This is a genomic window from Arthrobacter sp. 9MFCol3.1, assembly GCF_000620385.1.
GTDB lineage: Bacteria > Actinomycetota > Actinomycetes > Actinomycetales > Micrococcaceae > Arthrobacter.
Map to the genome: position 1 here is coordinate 89,273 of NZ_JIBJ01000014.1, position 16,890 is coordinate 106,162.

Below are 16,890 nucleotides of genomic sequence, written 5' to 3' on the forward strand. Positions count from 1 at the left end.
GCCATGCTGCTTTGCGGCGGGTTACGGTGGATTGTATGAACGCAGGTATTCCGGACATGTTGATGGCGGTGTTGTGATTGTTTTGCTGGCGGGCTGAAGTCCGGCCGGGCGTATGGGTGGCTTTCACCGACGCCACGGCCGGGAACCTGGCACTGCATGTCGGTGATGACCCCGTGGCGGTCCGCCGCCGGCGCTCAGAGCTCGAAGCGGCCGCCGGGCTCGGCGGGCGGTCCTTCCGGTACATGAACCAGGTCCACGGCAGTGACGTCGCCACCATCGTTGGATCCACGGCCGCGGACACCGCCGGCCAAGATTCGGCAGCGCCCACGGCCGATGCCATGGTCTCCCGGACAGAGCCGCTGGCCGTCCTGGTGGCGGACTGTGTGCCGGTGGTCCTGGTCGGCGAGGACCCGGCCGGGGCGCCGGTGCTGGGCGTCATCCACGCCGGACGGCCCGGCGTCGCCGCCGAGGTGGTGCCCGCCGCCGTCGCCCGCCTCCGGGAGCTCGGCGCGGACCGCATCGGCGCCTGGGTGGGGCCCTCGGTCTGCGGGCGCTGCTACGAGGTCCCCGACCAGCTGCGGGCGGATGTTGCTGCGGCCGTGCCCGCCACCTGGTGCACCACCTCCACCGGCACCCCTGGCCTGGACCTGCCGGCCGGGGTGCGGAGCCAGCTGGAAGCTGCCGGCGTCGCGATCGAATACTCCGGGGGATGCACCCTCGAGGACGACACCCTCTTCTCCTACCGCCGCAACAGCCACACCGGCCGCTTCGCCGGGCTGGCATGGACGGACGGGACACACGGGACACACCGGGCCAGGGCGCAGGGCAATGACTGAGCCGGTGCAGGGCCCCGACACCGACGCCGTCAATCCTGCCGCGGCGCCGGGGGAGCATCAGGAGAACCGGACGGACGCGCTGGAAGGCCCCCGCCTGGCCCAGCTGGAGGCGAACCTCGCGGCCGTCCGCCGCCGGATCGACGCCGCCGTGGCCGCCGCGGGCCGGCAGGCGGCGCCACCGCGCCTGATCGTCGTCACCAAGTTCCATCCTGCGCAGGACGTCCGGCGGCTGGCGTCGCTGGGGGTCACCGACGTCGGGGAGAACCGGGACCAGGAGGCCGCGGAAAAGGCGGCGCAGCTCCAGGGCCTGGGCCTGAGCTGGCACTTCATCGGTCAGCTCCAAAGCAAAAAGGCCAAATCCGTGGTGAAGTACGCCGCGTCGGTGCACTCCGTGGACCGGGAAGCTGTGGCCTCCGCCCTGGCCAGGGCGATGGCCGTCGAAAGCGACCGCACCGGCCGCCCGCCGCTGGATTGTTTCATCCAGGTCAGCCTGGACGAGGACGAAGGGGCCCACCGCGGCGGCGCAGCCCCCGGCGACGTCCCCGCACTGGCCGAACAGGTGGCCGCCGCCCCCGGACTCAGGCTCGCCGGCGTCATGGCCGTTGCCCCGCTCGGGGCGGACCCGGCGGCTGCCTTCGAAAAGCTGGCAGGCATTTCCGGGCGGCTGGCAGAACAATTTCCACACGCCACGGGAATATCCGCTGGCATGAGCCAGGACCTCGAAGAGGCCATCCGCTTCGGGGCGACACACCTGCGCATTGGCTCCGATATTCTCGGTCCGCGTCCGGCCCTGCGGTAAGTTCGACGTATTGGAAGGTAATGGCGGGGATTCCAAGGCTGTCTAGTCACTAAGCGGCCCGCTTACGGACAAGATTAGGAGTCGACCATGGCTGGCGCTCTGCGCAAGACAATGATCTATCTTGGGCTCGCCGACGGCGACGAACACTACGAGTCTGAGCACCCCACACCGCACAAGGATGAGGACGAATCCATGGAGCAGGACCGCGAGGAACGACGTGCGCCGGCGCCCGTCCGCGAGGTCCCCCGGGAAGAGCCTCACGCCGCTGAAGAGGAATATCGCGCACCTGTGACACCCATCAAGCGTGCGGCATCGAGCCGCGAAGAGACCACCGGACTCCGGCAGATCACGACCATCCATCCGCGGTCGTACAACGACGCCAAGCTCATCGGCGAAAGCTTCCGCGACGGCATCCCCGTCATCATGAACGTCACCGACATGGGGGAGGCTGACGCCAAGCGCCTCGTGGACTTCTCCGCCGGTCTTGTTTTCGGCCTCCGCGGCAGCATCGAGCGGGTGACGAACAAGGTCTTCCTGCTCTCGCCGTCGTACATCGAAGTCATTGGCGACGACAAGAAGGTCAGCGAGACGCAGGCAAGTTTCTTCAACCAGAGCTAGGCCCGAATATTCGGTACTGATGCCAGGCGGGGACACCTGCCTGGCATCCGTGCGGAATTATCCGTGTTGAAATAGAAGTAACACTTTCCTTAGGACACTTCGGTATCCGGAATGAACATGGAGATATGAGTTAGCTCATGGGAATTGTTTTGGGGCTCGTCTATATCGCTCTGTTGCTATTTTTCGTGGCATTGATCATCCGCCTGGTCTACGACTGGGTGCAGATGTTTGCCCGAAGCTGGCGGCCGCGCGGTTTGGCACTCGTGACAGCGCATGCTGTGTATTCGGTCACGGACAAGCCCCTCAAACTGCTCCGCCGGCTCATCCCGCCGCTGCGGCTGGGCGGAATGTCGCTGGATATCGGCTTCCTGCTGCTGTTCGTGGCCGTGAGCGTGGCGATGTGGGTCGTCAAGGGCCTGGTGTACGCCCAGCCGATCGCAGCCTAGGCCGCCGCCGCAGCCGGTCAGCGACCTGCCCGGGCCCAGGCCCAAACTGAAAGAAAACTCCGGTTTGACACTGCGGTGTTGAATTAGAGGAACCAGACCATATTTAGGTACCGTAGTTTTGACGGCCGGAAGGCCTACTGACTAACTAGACCAACGAGGTGACCAGATGGCTTTGACGCCAGAAGACGTTGTCAACAAGCGCTTTCAGCCGACCAAGTTCCGCGAAGGCTACGACCAGGACGAGGTTGACGACTTCCTGGACGAGATCGTCGTCGAACTTCGGCGCCTGAACCAGGAGAACGACGAGCTCCGCAAGAAGCTCGCCGAATCCGGCGCCGGCACGCCTGCCAGCTCCGCAGCCGCCGCACCCGTGGTGGAAAAGGTCCCTGCGCCCGTCAAGGCCGAGAAGGAAGACACCGCCAAGGCCGAGGCTGAGGCCAAGGCAAAGGCGGCCGCAGAAGCCGCCAAGAAGAAGGAAGCCGAGCAGGCTGCCAAGGCCGCCCAGGTTGTCGAACCGGCACGCAGCGCGGCCACCCCGGCGTCGGAGTCCGCTGCCGGCCTGCTCGCCATGGCGCAGCAGATGCACGACAAGCACATCGCCGACGGCGAACAGCAGCGGGACAAGATCATCGCTGAAGCCCAGATCGAGGCCAGCAGCCTCGTCAACGATGCGCAGGAAAAGTCCCGCAAGATCCTCGGTGCCCTTGAGCAGCAGCGCTCCGTCCTGGAACGCAAGGTCGAGCAGCTTCGCGGCTTCGAGCGCGACTACCGCTCACGCCTGAAGGCCTACATCGAAGGCCAGCTCCGCGACCTGGACGCCCGCGGCTCCGTTGCGGCTCCCGAGGTTGGCGAAGCCAGCTAGGGCAAAAAGCAAGTATTCTGAAAGCCGGTGGCTGAGGATTCCTCGGCCGCCGGCTTTTCCCTTTTCCCGCACCGCGCCGGCACCGGACCAGGTGCCCGGCGCTTGCCGGTACCAGAACCCGGTCCCCGCACTGGCTCCCGATCGAAAGCCCTATGACTGACGCACCATCACCAGACGCCATGCAGCCCGTCGAGGCCGCAGAGCCCGTCCGCGCCCGTCCGCGGCGGGCAAAGCTGTTTGTCCTCTTCGCTGCCTTCGCGGTCTTCGCCTACGTGTTCGACCAGCTGACCAAGCTCTGGGTGACGACCACCATGACCGAGGGCGAGCGGATCCCAGTCTTTCCGCCGCTGCTGCACTGGTTCTACATCCGCAACTCGGGGGCGGCGTTCTCGATCGGCGAGAACGTCACCTGGGTGTTCACGATCATCATGGCGGCTGTGTCTGTCGCGATCCTGCTGCAGCTGCGCAGGCTCGGCTCGCTCTGGTGGGCGCTGGCGCTGGGGCTGCTGCTCGGCGGCGCACTCGGCAACCTGACGGACCGGCTGTTCCGCGAGCCGTCTTTCGCGATGGGCCATGTGGTGGACTTCATCCAGCTGCCAAACTTCGCGATCTTCAACATTGCCGACTCCGCGGTCGTCTCCGCCGTCGTGATCATCTGCCTGCTCACGCTCCGCGGGATTTCCCTGGATGGCTCGCGCCATACGAAGGATACGGTGGCTAACGATGTCTGAAACTGCCTCAGGAAACGCCGCTGACATGGCGGCCGATATGGCCGGCGAAGCCGGCACCGCACCCGCCGGGCACCACCGCTTCACCGTCACGGAGGACCTCGCCGGTTCCCGCGTGGACGCCGGCCTGGCCAGGCTGATGGACATCTCCCGCTCCCAGGCCGCCGTCCTGATCGCCGAAGGCAACGTCACCAGCAACGCAGGGAAGGTCGGGAAATCCCTCAAGCTCACCCTGGGCACCGTACTCGAGGTCGTGGTACCGGACCGCAGGGACCCCCTGGAAATCGTGGAGGAAGTAGTGGACGACCTGTTGATCCTGCTGGACGATGACGAATTTGTCGTCATCGACAAACCGGTCGGCGTGGCCGCCCACCCCTCGCCCGGCTGGGTGGGACCCACAGTGGTGGGTGGCCTCGCCGGGCTCGGCTACCGGATTTCGACGTCGGGTGCCCCGGAGCGTGCTGGCATCGTCCACCGGCTCGACGTCGGAACCTCCGGGGTCATGGTGGTCGCCAAGACCGAAAATGCCTACACCGTGCTCAAGCGCGCCTTCAAGGAACGCACCGTGGACAAGGTCTACCACGCCGTCGTCCAGGGCCTTCCCGACCCGCTGGCGGGCACCATCGACGCGCCCATCGGCCGGCACCCGGGCCATGACTGGCGGTTCGCGGTGACTGAGGACGGCCGTGACTCGGTGACGCACTATGAGGTCCTGGAAGCCTTCGGGAAGGCCTCGCTCGTTGAGGTGCACCTCGAAACGGGCCGCACCCACCAGATCCGCGTGCACTTCGCGGCCCTGCGCCACCCCTGCGCCGGCGACCTCACCTACGGTGCGGACCCGCGGCTGGCCGCCACCCTCGGGCTGACCCGGCAGTGGCTGCACGCCAGGGAACTGTCCTTCGATCACCCGCGGACAGGGGAGCGGGTTACCGTCGCCAGCGAGTACCCGCAGGACCTGCAGTACGCGCTGAGCGTCTTGGAGTCCGGAAACGCCTGAGCCGCACGGCACGGGCGGCCTGAATGCCACAGGCATTCTGCCGGGCCGGCGGATCCTGCCGGCCTGGCCGGCAGGATCCGTCCCCACCGCCGTGGCTGCACGCCGCCGTCGCGGCGCGGCACTAGAATGGTCCGGTGACTTCCAGCAACGACTCGTTTGTCCATCTCCACAACCACACCGAGTACTCGATGCTGGACGGTGCCGCCCGGCTCGGTGAGCTGTTCGACGAAACCGAGCGGCTCGGCATGCCGGCCCTCGCCACGACGGATCACGGCTACCTGTTCGGCGCCTTCGACTTCTGGAAGCGCGCAACCGACCAGGGCATCAGGCCCATCATCGGCGTCGAAGCCTATGTGACTCCCGGGACCGCCCGCACGGACAAGACCCGTGTGCGCTGGGGCGAGGAGCACCAGCGCAAGGACGACATTTCCGGCGGTGGCTCGTACACGCACATGACCCTGCTCAGCTACAACAACGTGGGCATGCGGAACCTCTTCCGGGCCTCCTCGATCGCCTCGCTGGACTCGGTCTTTGGCAAATGGCCCCGGCTGGACCGTGAGCTGCTGAACACGTACTCGGAAGGGCTCATCGCCACCACCGGCTGCCCGTCCGGCGAGGTCCAGACCCGGCTGCGGCTCGGCCAGTACCGCGAGGCGCTGGAAGCCGCGGCCGAGTTCCGCGACATCTTCGGCGCGGAGAACTACTTCTGCGAACTCATGGACCACGGCCTGGACATCGAACGGCGCGTCACCGGCGACCTGCTGCGCCTGGCCAAGGACCTGAACCTGCCGCTGGTGGCCACCAACGACCTGCACTACACGCACGAGCACGACGCGAAGGCCCATGAGGCCCTGCTGGCCATCCAGTCCGGCTCCACGCTTCTGGAGCCGACCTACGACAACGGCGGTTCGCGCTTCGCCTTCTCCGGCAGCGGCTACTACCTGAAGTCACCGCAGGAAATGCGCGAGCTGTTCCGCGACCACCCGGAGGCGTGCGACAACACACTTCTTATCGCCGAACGCTGCGAAGTCTCATTCAACACCGGCGCCAACTACATGCCCCGGTTCCCCTGCCCGGAGGGGGAGGACGAAACGTCCTGGCTGGTCAAGGAGGTCGACAAGGGACTCCACTACCGCTATCCCCAGGGCATCCCGGACAAGGTCCGCAAGCAGGCCGACTATGAGCTCGAAGTCATCACCTCCATGGGCTTCCCGGGCTACTTCCTGGTGGTGGCCGACTTCATCAACTGGGCCAAGAACAACGGCATCCGGGTCGGTCCCGGGCGTGGCTCCGGTGCTGGCTCCATGGTGGCCTACGCCATGCGCATCACCGACCTCGATCCGCTGCACCACGGCCTGATCTTCGAACGCTTCCTCAACCCGGACCGCGTCTCCATGCCTGACTTCGACGTCGACTTCGATGACCGGCGCCGCTCCGAAGTCATCGACTACGTCACGCGCAAATACGGCGACGAACGCGTGGCGATGATCGTCACCTACGGCACCATCAAGACCAAGCAGGCCCTCAAGGACTCTTCGCGCGTGCTCGGCTACCCGTTCAGCATGGGCGAAACACTGACCAAGGCGCTGCCCCCGGCCGTGATGGCCAAGGACATCCCGCTGGCCGACATCCAGAACCCCCAGTCCAAGCGCTACAGCGAAGCCGGCGACTTCCGCCAGCTGATCAGCACCGACCCGGAGGCCGCCAAGGTCTTCGAGACGGCGCTGGGCATCGAGGGCCTGAAGCGGCAATGGGGCGTGCACGCAGCCGGCGTGATCATGTCCTCGGACCCCATCATCGACGTGATTCCGATCATGCGCCGCTTCCAGGACGGCCAGGTCATCACCCAGTTCGACTACCCGACGTCCGAAGGCCTCGGCCTGATCAAGATGGACTTCCTCGGGCTGCGAAACCTGACGATCATTTCCGATGCCCTCGAAAACATTAAAATGAACCGCGGCATCGACCTCGACCTCGAAACGCTCGAACTGGATGACACGGCGTCCTACGAGCTGCTGGCCCGGGGAGACACGCTGGGCGTCTTCCAGCTCGACGGCGGCCCCATGCGCTCCCTGCTCAAGCTGATGAAGCCTGACAACTTCGAAGACATCTCTGCCGTGCTGGCCCTCTACCGGCCCGGACCCATGGGCGCCAACGCGCACACCGACTACGCGCTGCGCAAGAACAAGATCCAGGAAGTCATCCCGATCCACCCGGAGCTTGAGGAACCGCTGTCCGAAATCCTTGGCGGGACCTACGGGCTGATCGTGTACCAGGAGCAGGTCATGGCCGTGGCGCAGAAGCTCGCCGGCTATACCCTGGGCCAGGCCGATATCCTGCGCCGCGCCATGGGCAAGAAAAAGAAATCCGAGCTGGACAAGCAGTTCGCCGGTTTCTCCCAGGGCATGCAGGACAACGGCTATTCCATGGCCGCGGTCAAGACCCTCTGGGACATCCTGCTGCCGTTCTCCGACTACGCCTTCAACAAAGCGCACTCGGCCGCCTACGGCGTGATCTCCTACTGGACCGCGTACCTGAAGGCGCACTATGCGCCGGAGTACATGGCCGCCCTGCTGACCTCGGTGGGCGACGACAAGGACAAATCGGCGATCTACCTCAACGAATGCCGGCGGATGGGCATCACGGTGCTGCCGCCCGACGTCAATGAGTCAGCCCTCAACTTCACCCCTGTGGGCACCGACATCCGCTTCGGCATGGGCGCCATCCGCAACGTCGGCGTGAACGCCGTCGAGGCCATGGTGGCGGCGCGCGAAAAAGAAGGCGCCTATACCTCCTTCAAGGACTACCTCCTGAAGGTCCCGGCGGTGGTCTGCAACAAGCGCACCATCGAATCCCTGATCAAGGCCGGCGCCTTCGACTCGCTGGGCCACCCCCGGCGTGCCCTGGCCATGATCCATGAAGAAGCGATCGACTCGGTCATCACCCTCAAGCGCAACGAGGCGATCGGCCAGTTCGACCTCTTCGCCGGCTTTGAGGACCAGGAGCCCGAGGCGTCGCTCAGCACCGAGATCCCGGACCTGCCGGAATGGGAGAAGAAGGACAAGCTGGCGTTCGAGCGCGACATGCTCGGCCTCTACGTCTCCGACCACCCGCTGCAAGGGCTGGAAGGGCTCCTGAGCCAGCACGCCGACCGGTCGATTACCTCGATCATCGCCGAAGACGGGCCGCCGGACGGCTCGATCGTCACCATCGCGGGCATGATCACCTCGCTCAGCCGCAGGATCGCCAAGGCCAGCGGCAACGCCTATGCCCGCGCCGAAATCGAGGACCTCGCCGGTTCCATGGAGGTCATGTTCTTCGGCCAGGTCTACGGCCCCATCGCCTCGGTGCTCGCGGAGGACCTGATCGTGGTGGTCAAGGGCCGCCTGCAGCGGCGCGACGACGGCGCGGTCACCTTGAACTGCATGGAACTCTCCGTGCCGGACCTCAGCGACAGCCAGAACGGGCCCGTGGTGATCACCATGGCCACGCACAAGGCCACCGAGGCCGTGGTCACCGAGCTCGGCGACGTGCTGCGCACCCACCGCGGAAATTCGGAGGTCCGGCTGCACCTGCAAGGCGACACCCGGGTGGAGGTCATGGGCTTGCCGGTGCACCTCCGCGTCAACCCGAGCCCGTCACTGTTCGGCGACCTGAAGGTGCTGCTCGGCCCGACCTGCCTCGATAACTGACAGGCAGGGGTGCCGGCCGCCAGGCAGGTCTGAGCGATCCAGGGCGCCGCGGGGCCCTCCCGCCCCGCCAGGGTTCACGCATCGTGTCCGAGGATCAGCTTTTCGGGTTGAGCGTTCCCCGGGCGATGCTGTCGGCGGAGTGGGCCGGGTTCCCGTTGTATGGCTGGTTGGAGACGTCCACGATGGGGTACTGGGCTAGGTCAATGCCGTCCGGGATGGTGAAGCTGCCGGATTCATTGTCGAGGACCCCCAGGCTGACCATTCTGGACAGGTCGGCGGAGCCGACCCACACTCCCCGGAATCCGGTGATGGGGTCGTTGGAGAGCCGGATGATCAGGTGCCGGGTTCCATCGGGGAGTCGCTCCACGCGGGCATCTCCGCTCCCGGTATGTGCGGGCAGCGGCGTCAGGGACGTCTGGGCGACGACTGTCGAAGCGGGACCCGACTGGGTGGAGGTGGGCGCGGGAGTGCCGGTTTGTCCGAGAACTCCGGCAGCGGTCCATCCGGCGGCTGTGCCAAGAACGATTCCGGCCGCAGCCGCGATAATCCACAGACCGGGACGGCCACGCCCGTCCTTGGCGCTGGGACGCAGTGGGATCGGTGCCGGCTTTGTGCCGTCGCCGTGGATCGGACGCGCCTGCGCCGCGGCAGGTTTCTCCGGTGCGGCCGGTGTCTCCGGGGCAGGAGGCCCTGAGCTGGGCTGGCTCAGGGGATCCGTGGCAAGGGCCGGCGAGAGGCCGAGGGCCTGATGGATGGCGGCCCAGTTCTGGCTTCCGGGTTGCTCGAGTTCGATGCCTGCGGTGTCGAGGGTGGCAACGTGCACGGCATGTTGCAGGCCCCGGAGGGTTTCGCTGCACATGGGGCAGCTGGCGAGGTGGTCGGCGTCGGCGGCCGAGCCCAGGGGCTCGCCAAGGGCCAGCAGACTCAGAAGTTCGGCGTCAAGGTGTTCCATGTTCCACCTCCAGGCGGGTGCGTAAGCGGGTGAGGCTGCGCCGGATGTGGCTCTTGACAGTACCGAGCGGCAGGTTGAGGCGCGACGAGATCTGGTCGTGAGTCAGGTCTTCATAGAACGCCAGCCGCATAATTGCTTGCTGTGGATCCCCTAAAAGCTCCAGTTCTTCGTCCAACGTCAGGCGGTCGGCGACCTCTTCGACGTCCCCGGCATCCGGGCGGGAAGCGGGGACGACGGCCACGAGAGCGGCCGCTTGTTCGAGATGGCGCTGGCGGGCGCGAGCGGACAAGGCGTCGGCAATGGCATTGCGGGTGATCCCGATCAGCCAGGCCGGCAGCCGCGACGCCTCCGGGCGAAAAGTGGTCCGTGATTTCCAGGCCCGAATGAAGACCTCCTGGGTGACGTCGTCGGCAGCGGCACGCTCTCCCAGGGATCTCAGCGCCAGCGTGTAGACGAGCGGACTGAACCGGCGGTACGCCTCCGCGAGGACGCGTTCGTCGCCGCCGGCAAATGCGTGATCGAGACCGGAGTCCCAATCGTGCGATGCGGCAGCCTCCATCAGGTGCTCCTTTGAGCGGCAATGGCCCCTGTTGGACCACATTATGCCGCTCCCGCGGGGACTCCGCCATGCTCGAACCGGGTCAGCCTCCGCGCTGTCACTGTGCGCGTGCCGGTGGGGCCGCGGTTGATGCGACCCCACCGGGCGGGAAAACAGGGATGCCTCACGGAGCTGCGGAAGGCTTACTCGTCGTGGTCTTTGTGACCGCGCGAGTCCACTACCTGTACGGCGACCCCAAGGTTGTTGTCGGCGAGGCTTCCCCAGGCGTAGACGATGGTGTTTTTCCCCGCAGTGACCTTGACGTCGGCCGGGCCGATCAGCGGGTCAGTGGTTCCCTCGGCCGCGACCGAGGCCGGGACGGCGCCGGCCTTGAGGGTGAGGGTCTCTTGATGCCGGTTGGTGAGTCCCTCAATGACCGCGTTCCCACCGGCGAGGACATCGACGGCGGGGGCCGCGGCGACGTGCCTGACGGTCAGCTTGCCCTTTCCATCCGGGCTGGCGGAAGTGCTATTGGTGAATAGCGTGGCAGTGGGCTTCCCGTCAGCGGCCAGATGCGCGACCGCTGTGTAGTCCCGACCTGCGTCGAGGTCCACCGTGACCGGACCTATCACGGGGTGGTCGGCGCTGGTGGCGTCGGCACCGGTGATGGCGACCTTGTGGTCTCCGTCGGGGACGTTCAACGGCCCGGCCAACGTGCCCGGCGTGAAGTTATCCAGGGTGAGTTTGCCGTCGACCCAGACGTCCACGGTCAGGCCGGGAACGCCGTGGAGGACGGAGAGTTTCGCCGTTCCCTCGTCGCTGTGGTGCCAGGTCCCGGCCTGGGCAGGGGAGGCCAGGGCCACTGCTGCCAGCAGCGTCATTGCTCCGGTGGCTGCAGAGAGTGTCTTGCGCATTTCCAACTCCTCATCGGGGCCCCGCTGGGGGCGGTGGTTGTGCTTACACCCTTACTACCGGCCAAGGGCCGTCGCCGGATGCACCACCGGGGAAGGTTTAATGCGCGGCCCGTCGAGGCGTCTGTCAGATCTCGTAGTCGAGCGGAACGGGCTGGCTGTAGGCCCCCGAGTGGTAGAGCAGGGGAACGCCGTCGTCGCCGACCTGGCCCTCCACCACCTCGACCACCACGACGGCGTTGTTCTCGAAGGAGAGCCGCATCTGGACCTTGCCGATCAGCCAGCCGCTGACCCCCTTGAGCACGGGCACCTCGTGGGGTCCGAGCTCCCAGTGGTCGCCGTCGAACCGGTTGCCGGCCCGGGCGAAACGGTCGGCGAGCTCCTGGTTTTCCAGCCCGAGCATGTGCACGCCAATGTAGGTGGTGTTCGCCACGGCCGGCCACGAGCTGGAGGTCCTGGCCATGTTGAACGTAAAGCGCGGCGGCTTGGCGGACAGCGAGGCCACGGAGGTTGCCGTGAATCCGAACGGGACACCATTGTGGTTGGCCGTGATGATGGCCACGCCCGCCGCGTGCCGGCGGAACATTTCCCTGAATGTTCCCTCGAAAATACCTTCATCTGTGGCCACTGCGATCCAACTCCCTGCTGCACGTGCGTGTCGTACTTCTACCCTGCCAGCGTATTGCGCAGGGGAATCGAGTGCGGCATTTTCTTTACGTCTCCCGTCATGTGCCGGCCGGCGTCATGCGCCGCGGGAATCCTTGTTACCGTTTGTTGCATGACACAGTCCGCGATAGACGGCCCCGTCCACCACGCCGGGGAACCCGCACAGCCCGCGCATCCCGAGCGGCAGCCCGGACCCGGCGGGACATGGCGGAAGGCCGCCGTCATCGCGGCCGCCGGCATCCCGGTGGGACTGCTCTGGTGGCTTCTGGCGCCGTCGGGCCTGAATGTCCTGACCGGAAACCCGGACCTCGCGGCCGGCACCAACACCGCCACGTGGCTGCCCCGGGACCTTGTGCTGGCCGGGCTGTGCCTGCTCGCAGGGTGCATCGCCGGGTCCTTCGTCGCCGGCAACAAGCACCAACAGCCGGGCCCCGGCGCCGTCATCCTGGTGGTCTTCGCCGGCGCCGCCGGTGCGCTCATCGCCTGGGGAACCGGCGTGCTCAGCGCCCAATGGTGGGGAGAGCCGGCGGATACCTCCGCCAGCGCCAGCGTCGCCTTCTCCCTGCGCTCCTATGCGGTCCTCGCCATCTGGCCGGCGGCGATCGCCCTGGCCATCTTCCTGAACAGCCTCTTCCCGGGCAACGGCGGCAAACCCCGCCGCGGCGGGGCACGTAAAATGATCGGGTGAGCCTAACTCCTGACAGCCCCGTGACCCCGATGACCGCCGCCCTTAACTTCCGCACGGTGGACGTGCGCGGTGCGCACCTGTCCCTCGCCGGACTCCGCGCAGCCGTGCCCCGGGCACAGTCCGGGACGATGGCCGACGCCGAAGACAAGGTCCTGGACATCATCTCCGCCGTCCGCACGCGGGGCTTCGGCGCACTGCGGGAGCTGGCCCTGGCTTTCGACGGCGTCGAGCAGACCCACCCCCGCGTCCCGGCCGAGGCGCTGCGTGCAGCCCTCGAGAACCTGGATCCCGCCGTGCGCGCGGCCCTGGAGGAATCCATCAAGCGAGCCCGCGCCTTCGCTGACGCCCAGCGACCGGCCAACATCGACGTCGAACTCGGCGAGGGCGCCGTCGTCAGCCAGAACTGGGTGCCGGTGGCGCGTGTGGGGCTCTATGTCCCCGGCGGCCTGGCGGTCTACCCGTCCTCGGTGATCATGAACGTGGTCCCGGCCCTGGCCGCCGGCGTCGAATCGATTGCCCTGGCCTCGCCGCCGCAAAAGAACTTCGGCGGCCTCCCGCACCCCACGATCCTGGCTGCGGCCTGCCTGCTGGGCATCGAGGAGGTCTACGCGATCGGCGGGGCGCAGGCCATCGCCGCCTTCGCCTACGGCATCCCGGCCGACGCGTCCGACGGCGGCCACCTCCCCGGGATCGACCCCGTGGATGTCGTCACCGGTCCCGGCAATATCTTTGTGGCCACCGCCAAGCGCCTGGTCAAAGGGGTTGTCGGGATCGATTCCGAGGCCGGCACCACGGAGATCGCGATCCTCGCGGACGCCACCGCCAGCCCGGCCCTCGTGGCCGCGGACCTCATCAGCCAGGCCGAGCACGACCCCAAGGCCGCCTCGGTCCTGTTCACGGACTCCGAGGCCCTCGCCGCCGCTGTCCGCGTGGAGCTTGAGCGGCAGGCCGCTGCCACCAAGCACTCCAGCCGGGTCCGCGAGGCACTTTCGGGCCCGCAGTCCGGGGTGGTGCTGGTCGAGGACCTGGAGCAGGGCATTGCCGCCTGCGACGCGTACGCCGCGGAGCACCTTGAAATCATGACCGCCGACGCGGCCCGGGTGGCCGGCCGGATCCGCAGCGCCGGTGCCATCTTCGTGGGGGACTACAGCCCCGTGAGCCTGGGCGACTACTGCGCCGGTTCCAACCACGTGCTGCCCACCAGCGGCACCGCGGCCTTCTCGTCCGGGCTGAACGTGACCACGTTCCTGCGCGCCATCCAGGTCATCAACTACAGCCGGTCCGCGTTGGAGCAGGTCAGCGGCCACATCGTCAGCCTCTCCGGCGCTGAGGACCTGCCGGCGCACGGCGAGGCTGTCACAGTGCGGTTCGCCGCCCGGTAGCCGGGCCGCCCCAAACCACTACATGTAGTAATTACAGGCTTGTTATTCAGCTACATCTAGTCGTAAACTGGCACTGATACAGCACGGACACGTGAATTGCGACGGTCTGATTGCGACGGCCGGATTGCGACAGGGGAGGAACCGACATGTATTGCCCGTTCTGCCGGAACCCTGATTCGCGCGTCGTGGACAGCCGGATTGCCGACGACGGCTCCGCCATCCGGCGGCGCCGGCAGTGTCCCGAATGCGGCCGCCGGTTCACCACCGTGGAAACCACGAGCTTGACCGTCATCAAGCGCTCCGGGGTCGGCGAGCCGTTCAGCCGCAGCAAGGTCATCAACGGCGTCCGCAAGGCCTGCCAGGGCCGCCCGGTCACCGAGGACGACCTCGCCCTGCTGGCGCAGGAAGTCGAGGAGGCGATCCGGGGCTCCGGCGCCGCCGAAATCGAGGCCCACGAAGTCGGGCTGGCGATCCTGGAGCCGCTGCAGCGCCTCGACGAGGTCGCCTACCTGCGGTTCGCCAGCGTCTACCAGGCCTTCGAATCGCTGGAGGACTTCGAAGCGGCGATTTCCCTGCTTCGCCATGAGGCCGAGACCAAGGGCCGGGACGGTAAGAGCCCGGACAAACGGCCGCTTCAGGCGCCGTCGTAGATTTCCTGATTGTCCTGGTGACTGCGTCCTAGGATCCGCCACAGACTCCGGTGGTGGCAGCGGAGGGGAAGCCGCAGCCACCACCGGCTCCACCCCACCGCTCCCACAAAAAATTGAGCTATCACTCCGGGTCGTTCCCAGCGTTCAGAACGACCCGGAGTGATAGCTCAATTGGCTTTTACAGCTCACTCGCTTTTTGTTTGGCGGGCCTTTATTTGGCCAACTTGTGCTTGAGGGCAATCTCGATGGCCGCGCCCACGATCCCGGCGTCGTTCTTCAGTTCGGCCGGAACGATCGGCGTGCGCAGCTTCATGTGCGGCAGGTACTCGTCCGCACGCTTGGAGATGCCGCCGCCCACAATGAAGAGTTCGGGGGAGAACAGGAACTCCACGTGGGAGAAGTAGCGCTGCAGCAGCACGCTGTACTGTTCCCAGCTGAGGCCGTCCCGCTCACGGGCCACGGCCGAGGCCTTGGTCTCCGCGTCGAAGCCGTCAATTTCCAGGTGCCCGAGTTCGGCGTTGGGAACCAGTTTCCCGTCGAAGATGAACGCCGAACCGATGCCGGTGCCAAGGGTGATCACCAGCACGGTGCCGGCGACCCCCTCGCCGGCACCGAAGCGGGCCTCGGCGAGTCCGGCGGCGTCGGCGTCGTTGATGACCTCCACGGGGCGGCCAAGACGCGCCGTGAGCATGGCATCGATGTCGGCTTCCAGCCACGACTTGTCCACGTTCGCGGCAGAGTGGACCACGCCGTGCTGAATGATGCCGGGGAACGTGACCCCCACCGGGCTGCTGGGGTCGGGGGCACCGGAACGGGCAGAGAGTTCGGCGACAACCTGCGCGACGACTTCGGCCACGGACTCAGGGGTGGAGGGCTGCGGCGTCGGAAAGCGCACGCGGTCGCCGATCAGCTTCCCCTTCTTCAGGTCCACGATCCCGCCCTTGATCCCGGTCCCGCCGATGTCAATGCCGATCAGGGGGGCGTTCTTCTTCGACTTTTCGTCCTTCTTGGCCAATGTCGTTCCGTTCGTGGCAGGGGCGGGCTGTAGTGGCCGGGCGGGGCCGGCGGTGAAAGAGCAGGTGGTTCCGGGAACTAGCGTGTGGAGCAAACGGTCAGGGCAGCGTGAGGACCTCGGCGCCGGACTCCGTAACGAGCAGGGTGTGTTCGAACTGGGCGGTGCGCTTGCGGTCGCGAGTCACGACGGTCCAGTCATCGGCCCACATGTCCCAGTCAACGGTGCCCAGGGTCAGCATCGGCTCGATCGTGAACACCATACCGGTTTCCATGGTGGTGTTGTATGCGGGGGCCGCGTCATAGTGCGGAATGATCAGCCCGGTGTGGAAGGCTTCGCCAACCCCGTGCCCGGTAAAGTCGCGGACCACGCCGTAGCCGAAGCGTTTTGCGTAGGACTCGATGGTCCGGCCGATCACGTTGATTTCGCGGCCGGGTGCTACGGCCCGGATGGCGCGGTTCAGCGATTCCCGGGTGCGCTCGACGAGGAGGCGGGATTCCTCGTCGACGTCGCCGACCAGGAAGGTGTAGTTCGTGTCGCCATGGACGCCGCCGATGAAGGCCGTGATGTCGATGTTGAGGATGTCGCCGTCCTGGACCACCGTGCTGTCCGGGATTCCGTGGCAGATGACCTCGTTGAGGGAGGAACACAGGGACTTCGGAAAGCCGCGGTATCCGAGGGTGGAGGGGTACGCGTTGTGGTCCAGCAGGAACTCATGGCCCACCCGGTCCAGCTGGTCGGTGGTGACGCCGGGTGCGATGTGCTTGCCGACCTCCACGATGGCCTGGGCGGCGATCTTGGAGGCGATCCGGATCTTCTCGATGGTCTCTGCCGACTTGACCTCGGACCCTGTGAACTTTGCAGGAGCCGGCTTGCCTACATATTCCGGACGTGGGATGGACGGCGGTACGGGAAGCTGCGGGCTCACTGTCCCCGGGACCAGCGTGCCGATGGGTGCAGTTGAGGCTAGAGAAGGCATAGATTGATCATATAAGTAGCCGGGCGCAGCCCGGAAAATACAGCCCGGAAAATACAGCCCGGAAAATACAAACGCCCCACAGCAGGGCACTACGGCCGGAATAGTGGCCGGACTGCAGCTTGGACACTCAACCC

General features: G+C 66.5%; 17 protein-coding genes. 11 read left to right on the forward strand and 6 right to left on the reverse strand.

Going from position 1 to position 16,890, the window contains the following annotated elements; genetic code table 11:
- The first annotated feature begins 77 nt into the window (after positions 1-77).
- The 8 genes from C560_RS22030 to dnaE all read left to right on the forward strand — a co-directional run bounded on the left by C560_RS22030 (position 78) and on the right by dnaE (position 8,978).
- A complete protein-coding gene (locus tag C560_RS22030) occupies positions 78-836 on the forward strand; it encodes a polyphenol oxidase family protein (RefSeq protein ID WP_051533206.1) in 759 nt (252 codons plus the stop codon).
- Entirely contained in the window at positions 829-1,635 is an 807-nt protein-coding gene (locus tag C560_RS0114900; protein ID WP_155855794.1) for a YggS family pyridoxal phosphate-dependent enzyme, read from the forward strand. The genes C560_RS22030 and C560_RS0114900 overlap by 8 nt, the downstream gene beginning before the upstream one ends.
- 87 nt (positions 1,636-1,722) lie before the next feature.
- Complete coding sequence (locus tag C560_RS0114905) at positions 1,723-2,253, forward strand: cell division protein SepF (protein WP_026266243.1); 531 nt, start codon at positions 1,723-1,725, stop codon at positions 2,251-2,253.
- A 137-nt stretch (positions 2,254-2,390) separates the two neighbouring features.
- On the forward strand, positions 2,391-2,699 hold the full coding sequence (locus tag C560_RS0114910) for a YggT family protein (protein ID WP_018772353.1): 309 nt from the start codon (positions 2,391-2,393) through the stop codon (positions 2,697-2,699).
- A 166-nt stretch (positions 2,700-2,865) separates the two neighbouring features.
- Positions 2,866-3,561, forward strand: a complete 696-nt coding sequence (locus tag C560_RS0114915) for a DivIVA domain-containing protein (protein ID WP_018772354.1) — start codon at positions 2,866-2,868, stop codon at positions 3,559-3,561.
- 152 nt (positions 3,562-3,713) lie between these two features.
- Positions 3,714-4,292, forward strand: a complete 579-nt coding sequence (gene lspA, locus C560_RS0114920) for a signal peptidase II (RefSeq protein WP_026538808.1) — start codon at positions 3,714-3,716, stop codon at positions 4,290-4,292.
- Between the two features lie 25 nt (positions 4,293-4,317).
- Positions 4,318-5,286: an RluA family pseudouridine synthase gene (locus C560_RS0114925; protein WP_026538809.1), complete on the forward strand. Its 969-nt coding sequence runs from the start codon at positions 4,318-4,320 to the stop codon at positions 5,284-5,286.
- Positions 5,287-5,420: 134 nt separating this feature from the next.
- Positions 5,421-8,978 carry a DNA polymerase III subunit alpha gene (gene dnaE, locus C560_RS0114930; protein ID WP_018772357.1) on the forward strand — a complete coding sequence of 1,186 codons (3,558 nt, stop codon included), beginning with the start codon at positions 5,421-5,423 and terminating at the stop codon, positions 8,976-8,978.
- Between the two features lie 94 nt (positions 8,979-9,072).
- Here dnaE and C560_RS0114935 read toward each other — a convergent pair whose 3' ends face one another.
- From C560_RS0114935 to C560_RS0114950, 4 genes are all read right to left on the reverse strand, one after another.
- Positions 9,073-9,930, reverse strand: a complete 858-nt coding sequence (locus tag C560_RS0114935) for an anti-sigma factor (protein ID WP_026538810.1) — start codon at positions 9,928-9,930, stop codon at positions 9,073-9,075.
- Positions 9,917-10,489 (reverse strand): RNA polymerase sigma factor, encoded by a 573-nt coding sequence (locus tag C560_RS0114940; protein WP_026538811.1) that lies wholly within the window; start codon positions 10,487-10,489, stop codon positions 9,917-9,919. Before C560_RS0114940 ends, C560_RS0114935 begins: the two co-directional genes overlap by 14 nt.
- A gap of 182 nt (positions 10,490-10,671) precedes the next feature.
- Entirely contained in the window at positions 10,672-11,382 is a 711-nt protein-coding gene (locus tag C560_RS0114945; protein ID WP_026538812.1) for a DUF4397 domain-containing protein, read from the reverse strand.
- A gap of 124 nt (positions 11,383-11,506) precedes the next feature.
- Positions 11,507-11,965: a flavin reductase family protein gene (locus tag C560_RS0114950; RefSeq protein WP_018772361.1), complete on the reverse strand. Its 459-nt coding sequence runs from the start codon at positions 11,963-11,965 to the stop codon at positions 11,507-11,509.
- Positions 11,966-12,157: 192 nt separating this feature from the next.
- On the opposite strand from C560_RS0114950, the gene C560_RS0114955 reads away from it, so the two are divergent.
- The 3 genes from C560_RS0114955 to nrdR all read left to right on the forward strand — a co-directional run bounded on the left by C560_RS0114955 (position 12,158) and on the right by nrdR (position 14,765).
- Entirely contained in the window at positions 12,158-12,733 is a 576-nt protein-coding gene (locus C560_RS0114955; protein WP_026538813.1) for a hypothetical protein, read from the forward strand.
- A gap of 29 nt (positions 12,734-12,762) precedes the next feature.
- Positions 12,763-14,115 (forward strand): histidinol dehydrogenase, encoded by a 1,353-nt coding sequence (gene hisD / locus C560_RS0114960; RefSeq protein WP_043423217.1) that lies wholly within the window; start codon positions 12,763-12,765, stop codon positions 14,113-14,115.
- A gap of 146 nt (positions 14,116-14,261) precedes the next feature.
- On the forward strand, positions 14,262-14,765 hold the full coding sequence (gene nrdR, locus C560_RS0114965) for a transcriptional regulator NrdR (protein WP_018772364.1): 504 nt from the start codon (positions 14,262-14,264) through the stop codon (positions 14,763-14,765).
- A 211-nt stretch (positions 14,766-14,976) separates the two neighbouring features.
- Here nrdR and ppgK read toward each other — a convergent pair whose 3' ends face one another.
- Positions 14,977-15,780 (reverse strand): polyphosphate--glucose phosphotransferase, encoded by an 804-nt coding sequence (gene ppgK / locus C560_RS0114970; protein WP_026538815.1) that lies wholly within the window; start codon positions 15,778-15,780, stop codon positions 14,977-14,979.
- A gap of 97 nt (positions 15,781-15,877) precedes the next feature.
- Positions 15,878-16,756: a type I methionyl aminopeptidase gene (gene map / locus C560_RS0114975; RefSeq protein WP_026538816.1), complete on the reverse strand. Its 879-nt coding sequence runs from the start codon at positions 16,754-16,756 to the stop codon at positions 15,878-15,880.
- Between the last annotated feature and the right edge of the window lie 134 nt (positions 16,757-16,890).